The following is a 6,654-nucleotide window of genomic DNA, read 5'->3' as shown; positions in this document are numbered from 1 at the left end:
GAGGCGGGAGCCGAGGCGATTTTGCCATTGGCACGCGGCAGTGACGGCAGTCTTGGCGTGGCTATGGGCAGTGGCGGCGGAGGGCGATCCATGCAGATCAATTTCAATATGTCATCGCCCGATGCTGCTTCTTTCAGCCGCTCGGAAGCGCAGGTCAGTGCCATGCTGGCGCGTGCCGTGCGCCATGGCACCAGACGTATGTGAAAGGGCGCATTATGCAGGATTTATCTTCATTTCATGATGTGCCTTTTCCGCTTGGTGTTTCATTTGGTGCAACCGGCGGGCCGGAATGGCGTAATGAGATTGTGAGCCTGACCTCGGGACACGAAAAGCGTAATGCGCGCTGGTCGATGTCGCGCCGGTTTTATGATGCCGGAACAGGGTTGCGTTCGCTCAACGATCTGCGCGATGTGTTGCGCTTTTTCGAGGCACGACGCGGTTCACTTTATGCGTTCCGGTTTCGTGATCCGTTTGATCATCTCTCATCGGAACAGGATGCACCGCCGCAACCAACAGATCAGTTTCTGGGGCGGGGAGACGGCACGACACGGCAATTTCAGCTGGCGAAACATTATGGTGATTATCAGCGCATTATTACCAAGCCTGTGTTGAGCACCGTGCAGTTGGCAGTGGAGGGGGAGGTGCTTGCGGCGGATGCATTCAGCGTAAATTGGCTGACAGGCATAGTGGAAGTTCACGAGGATTATGTGCCGCCGCCACAGGCAAAAGTGACTGCGGGTTTCCTGTTCGATGTGCCGGTTCGCTTTGATACGGACAGGCTGAGCGCCAGTATTGCCAGTTTCAAAGCCGGTGAAATTCCATCCATTCCGATTGTTGAGGTGAAGTGATGCTGACACTCGATCCGGCACTTGAATCACATTTGCAAGGCGATGTGACAACACATTGTTTTGCATGGATTTTGCGCCGCAAAGACGGTGAGGTTTTTGGCTTTTGTGACCATGACAGAACATTATTCGTGCATGGGATAAAGTGCTTTCCGCAAAGCGGGATGAATGGTTCTGAGGCAGGAAGCCAGCTTGGTCTCGCGGTAGACAGTTCCGAGATTGAAGGGGCGCTGACCAGTGACGCTTTGACTGATGCGGATATTGAGCGCGGGCTTTATGACGGTGCGACTGTTGAGACTTATCTGGTCAACTGGGCGCAGCCGGAGCAAGCGGTATTATTGCGCAGCAGCGTAATCGGCAAAATTACACGCAGCGGCATGAATTTTACCGCTGAACTGAAAAGCAGTGCGGCTCTGCTGGATCGTGTTTTCGGGCGGCGTGCCAAGCGGGGTTGCGATGCGGAATTTGCAGATAAGCGTTGCGGCATCAATCCGGCCGATCCGCGCTATGCGGGGGAGGGCGTGGTGGAGCTTGTCAGCGGACAGGATCTGGTGGTCGTAAATCTGAGTGGTTTTACCTCGCACTGGTTTGAGCGCGGGAGCCTGCACTGGCTGAGTGGGCAAAATCAGGGCAGCGTGAATAATATTGTCTCGCACCTTAAACAGGGTGATGCGGCAAGTCTGACCCTTCAGGAACTGCCGGTCTATGACGTTCAGATCGGTGATCGTTTTCGTGTGCTGGCGGGTTGCGACAAGAGCTTTCAGCAATGCCGTGACCGCTTTGCCAATCATGAGAATTTTCGCGGCTTTCCGCATATTCCCGGCAATGATGCTGCCTATGGTTTTGCCGGTGGTGAGGGAAATTTTGACGGTGGGGTACTGGTACCATGACCGCTGCCCCGTTGAATGACAAAGTGCTGGCGATTGCTGAAAAATGGCTTGGCACACCTTATCGTCACGGTGCCAGCCGTTTGCAGGTGGGGTGCGATTGTCTGGGGCTGATACGCGGTATCTGGCGCGAGCTTTATGGTACAGAGCCGGAGGATGCCGGCACCTATTCCCGCGACTGGGCAGAGCTTGCCCAAGATGAGCCGCTGATTGATGCGGCGCGTCGGCATATGCATTTAAACCCGCAATCAGAGATGCAGGCCGGTGATCTCTTGATCTTTCGCTGGCGGGATGGTGTGGCGGCCAAGCATTTAGGCATCATGGCGGAGAATAACCGCTTCATCCATGCCTATGAGGGGCATAGTGTGACGCTTTCTGCGCTGGTTCCGCAATGGCGGCAGCGTATTGCAGCCGTTTTCTCCTTTCCAAATCCTTCGGTTTGAAGACAGGTCATTTCTCGCATGAGTACAGTGGTTCTTCAGGCGGCAGGTAGTATGATCGGCGGGCTGTTCGGCCCCGTTGGCGCGGCAATCGGTAGTGCGATTGGCGCTATGGGCGGCTATATGATCGACAATGCGCTGATTAATTCAACGCGGCGTATCGAAGGGCCGCGTCTCTCCGGTACACGTCCGATGCAGGCGGAAGAAGGGGCTGTTTTGCCTGCCGTTTATGGCACGATGCGTGTCGGCAGTACGCTGATCTGGGCGACCCGTTTCGAGGAAGAGAAAACCACCACCCGTCAAGGGGCGAAAGGTGGTCCGAAAACCACCACTTACAGCTATTATGTCAATGCCGCTTTTGCGGTGGCGCAGGGCGAGATTTCCGGCATCCGGCGCATCTGGGCAGATGGCAAAGAGCTGGATCAGACGCAAGTGACAATTCGTGTCTATAAAGGCACTGAAACGCAGCAGCCCGATCCGCTGATTGAAGCGCGGCAGGGGGCGGGGAAAGCACCTGCCTATCGCGGCACTGCCTATGTGGTGTTTGAACGCCTGCCGATTGATGCCTATGGTAACCGGCTTCCGCTTTTGCAATTCGAGGTTATGCGCAGTGTTGGTAGGCTTACCCGTGATATTCAGGCCGTTGCGCTGATCCCCGGTGCAACGGAATTTGGTTTGTCACCGCAGATGGTGCGCGATGAACCGCGCCCCGGTGAAACACGCGCGTTGAACCGTAATACTCTGCGGGCGCAAAGTGACTGGTCAGCATCACTGGATGAGTTGCAGGCGCTGTGTCCCAACCTGATAACAGTTGCTCTGATTGTGCCGTGGTTCGGTACCGATCTGCGCGCGGGAGAATGCCGGATTTTGCCCGCTGTTACAGCGCGGGAAGCGAGAAAACCGAGCCATCACTGGCGTGTCGGTACTGTTGACCGTGCATCTGCCCATCTGATTTCTGATAATGGCACTGAGAAAGCCTATGGCGGGACACCGAGTGATTTCTCGGTCATCGCTGCAATCAAAGATGCCCGACAGCGTGGACTGAAGGTCACGCTTTATCCATTTATTATGATGGATATTCCTGCTGGTAATCAGTTGCCTGCGCTGGATGGTGAGGGCTTTCAGCCAGCCTATCCGTGGCGCGGCAGAATTGGTGTAGCGGCGGGAGTGGATAAAACAGTTGAAGCAGGGCTTCAGCTTGTCCGTTTTTCCAATGGTATGAACGGCTATAAGAATTTCATCCGCCATTATCTGGAGCTGGCGCATGCTGCCGGTGGTGTTGATGCTTTTCTGATCGGCTCGGAATTGCGTGGCCTGACACAAATCCGCAATGAACAGAATGATTTTCCGTTTGTCAGCACTTTGTGCGAACTGGCTGATAATGCACGCATATCTTTAGGTGCCGATTGGAAAATCACCTATGGTGCGGATTGGTCGGAATATTTTGGCTATCACCCGCAGGATGGCAGCGGCGATGTGTTCTTTCACCTTGATCCGCTCTGGGCGCATCCGGCAATCAATGCCATCGGTATTGATAATTATATGCCGCTGAGTGACTGGCGTGACGGGGATGAGCGCAGCATTGATCCGGCTTTTCCCGCTTCTGCCTATGATGAAAGTGCTTTGCAAAATGCCATTGCCGGAGGTGAGGGCTATGACTGGTATTATGCTTCGGATGCAAACAGGCGTGCCCGCAAGCGCACAGCAATAACGGATGGTCTGGCGGGAAAGCCGTGGGTATTCCGTTATAAGGATTTGCGCTCATGGTGGCAGAACCAGCATTTCAACCGCATCAATGGTGTGGAGCAGACACAACCTACCGCATGGCAACCGATGTCCAAGCCATTCTGGTTTACCGAGCTTGGCTGTGCGGCGGTTGATAAAGGGCCGAACCAGCCGAATGTATTTCCTGATCCGAAATCCTCGGAAAATGCTGTGCCATATTTCTCCGACGGTTCGCGCAGTGATATTGCGCCGGATCGTTTTTTGCGCGCGCATTTTGCTTATTGGAATGTTGCGGGAGAGCATAATCCTGTTTCGCCGCTCTATGGCGGTGCAATGCTTGATTCGGCGCAGATTTATGTCTGGGCTTGGGATACGCGCCCGTTTCCGGAATATCCGCTGAAGGCAGATATCTGGGGCGATGCCGCCAATTGGGCAACGGGGCATTGGCTCAATGGCCGCCTCAGTGGTGTGGCGCTGGATGAATTGTTACTGGCTTTGCTGAAAGATTTTGGACTTGAAGGGTTGGCTGATTGCCGTGGCGTTGATGGCTATCTGTCTGGTTATATCGCCGACAATCCTGCCAGTGGCAGAGCATTGCTGGAGCCGCTGATGGATATATTCGGCGTGGTGGCTTTTGAGCAGGTAAAAGGAAATCAGAGACTGGTATTCCGCAGTCTCACACAACGCCAGAATCCCGTTGCCATTCAGGATTATGCACTGGAAGGCGATCAGGCATTGCCAGTGCGCATTCTGGATGATGTGGAGGAATTGCCTGCAAGCGCGGAGATTTATTTCAGCGATGCTTTGCGGGATTATCAGTCCGGCAGTGCCTTGGCGCAAAAATCCGGTTGGCAGCGTGCCGGTCACGAAAGTCTGTCTTTATCTGCGGCGATGGAAAGCGGACAGGCGCAGGCACTGGCCGAAAGCTGGCTTGAAAGAAAACGGGCTGAACGCCGCACTGTTGCTTTTTCTGTGCCGTGGTCGCAAGCAGGTTTGACGGTTGGTGAAAGGGTACGTGTGCCTGAACTGGCCGGAAGTCGTGATTATGTCATTGTGAGCTTTGAGGACGGGACGGCAAGGCGGGTTAAAGCCGTGGCGCTTGCACCGGCTTTGCGTCGCCCTGACCGCACCCGTATGCCAGCGGTACCTGATTCCGGTAGTGTGACTGCTGGCCCGCCGCTGTTTCATATGCTGGATTTGCCGATGTGGCCCGGAATTGAAAATGAGAGCAGTCAGTTTCGCATCGCTTGTTATGCCAAGCCGTGGCGGCATGTGGCGCTTTTTGCCTCGCCGGAAGCGGGTGGCTATCAATTGCGCACAGTGATCCCCTATGCCGCAATCATGGGAGAGCTGACAACAGAGCTTGCAGGTGCCGCCAGCGGTCGTTTCATGCATAAGCAGAGTTTCGATATTCGTCTATATCACGGGGAATTACATTCTCAGTCTGTGTTGCAAGTGCTGAATGCGGCTAATACCGCTCTGGTGCAAAATAGCGCGGGCGGATGGGAGATTCTGCAGTATCAGGAGGCAGAAGAAATTGCTGCCGGTCACTGGCGGTTAAAGTCTTTGCTGCGCGGACAATCGGGAACAGAACCAGAGGCCGGTATTGTCAAACCCGCAGGTGCGTCTTTTATTTTGCTGGATGATCGGGTTGTTCCTGCAGGATTGCAGAAGACTGAAAACGGTTTGATGCTGAACTGGCGTGCGGGGCCATCCGGTCGGGACTTTTCGGATGATTATTTTAGTACCCAATCCGCTGCCGGTGGTATGAAGGCCTTAAAGCCTCTGAGTCCGGTTCATGTCAGATATAGACCACAGCTAAACGGGGATATGCATTTTCAGTGGATCCGGCGCGGACGCATTGATGCGGATAGCTGGATGGGAGAAGATATTCCTCTCGGAGAGGCTACGGAAAAATATCAGGTGCAGCTGTGGCAGGATGGAGTGCTGTTGGAAAAAGCGGAAGTAACCCGGCCGCATTATGTTTATTCCGGTCAGGTGCAACACGGTGTGCATTTGCGTTTGGAGGTCGCTCAGATCAGTCAGAGTTCCGGCGCGGGAGAGGCGGCTTCACTATCGTTTCGTTACTAAAACCAGTTGCGACAAATATTTTCCAGCACACACGTTGAATTGAAAACGGGCTGATCCTTCGTAATTGACAGTTTTTAATGAATTTGGCAGCTTTGCCGCAGTTATGAAGACTTTCGTTTTTAGGGAACTAATGTTAACGAAAGAAAAAATCTAAGCATTTCCGGCAGTACAACAGAATGACCGTCCGGAAATAGGGTGAAACGATGTGAGCGGTTCCCGTGAACCTGTCGTTAATGGAAACGCTCCGGATGAGTACCGTTTGTTTGATACACAAGATTGTTCATTCAACATTCAGGTAAGAGGCGTTAAAGTGAGCGTTATGATGACACAGAAACCAGTTCGCACATTTTTCGCTGCTTTTACTCTGCTCACCGGTATGACCGCAGCAGTTTTTACAAGCATTGTTCCATCTGCGGGCGCCGCAGGCTTGCAACGGCACGTACCTGCCGGTTTGCAACAGGCGCAGCCGCATATCATTCGCGTTGCCGGTGATTGTGCTGCCATCGGGCAGCAGGTTGCTGCACAACAGGGCGGTACGCTGACCAAAGCAACAGCTGCTGTTCAGAACGGCGCGCCTGTCTGTATTGTGGTTGTGCTGGTTCCCGGACGTGATGGTGAGCGTCCGCGCCGTGTGGAAGTTGCAGTACCGGCCAAGTAAAGCGGAAG

5 protein-coding genes and 1 pseudogene are annotated in these 6,654 nt (G+C 54.0%); all 6 read left to right on the top strand.

The annotated features are described in order from the left end of the window. Positions 1 to 204: pseudogene (locus A918_RS21985) on the top strand (phage tail tape measure protein); the annotation flags it as partial. A gap of 11 nt (positions 205 to 215) precedes the next feature. Next, positions 216 to 848, top strand: coding sequence for a DUF2460 domain-containing protein (locus A918_RS0105110; RefSeq protein WP_022710010.1), 633 nt, complete (start codon positions 216 to 218; stop codon positions 846 to 848). Further along, positions 848 to 1,735, top strand: a complete 888-nt coding sequence (locus A918_RS0105105) for a DUF2163 domain-containing protein (RefSeq protein WP_022710009.1) — start codon at positions 848 to 850, stop codon at positions 1,733 to 1,735. Before A918_RS0105110 ends, A918_RS0105105 begins: the two co-directional genes overlap by 1 nt. After that, positions 1,732 to 2,175, top strand: coding sequence for an NlpC/P60 family protein (locus A918_RS0105100; RefSeq protein WP_022710008.1), 444 nt, complete (start codon positions 1,732 to 1,734; stop codon positions 2,173 to 2,175). Before A918_RS0105105 ends, A918_RS0105100 begins: the two co-directional genes overlap by 4 nt. Before the next feature lie 18 nt (positions 2,176 to 2,193). Further along, positions 2,194 to 5,988, top strand: coding sequence for a glycoside hydrolase TIM-barrel-like domain-containing protein (locus A918_RS0105095; protein ID WP_022710007.1), 3,795 nt, complete (start codon positions 2,194 to 2,196; stop codon positions 5,986 to 5,988). 322 nt (positions 5,989 to 6,310) lie between these two features. Next, positions 6,311 to 6,646: a hypothetical protein gene (locus A918_RS22440; protein WP_306401681.1), complete on the top strand. Its 336-nt coding sequence runs from the start codon at positions 6,311 to 6,313 to the stop codon at positions 6,644 to 6,646. The last annotated feature ends 8 nt before the right edge of the window (positions 6,647 to 6,654 follow it).

The sequence above is a fragment of the Pseudochrobactrum sp. AO18b genome, assembly GCF_000409565.1.
GTDB classification, from domain to species: Bacteria; Pseudomonadota; Alphaproteobacteria; order Rhizobiales; family Rhizobiaceae; genus Pseudochrobactrum; species Pseudochrobactrum saccharolyticum.
Note: the sequence above shows the minus strand (reverse complement) of the source record. Positions and strands in the feature narration are given on the sequence as shown.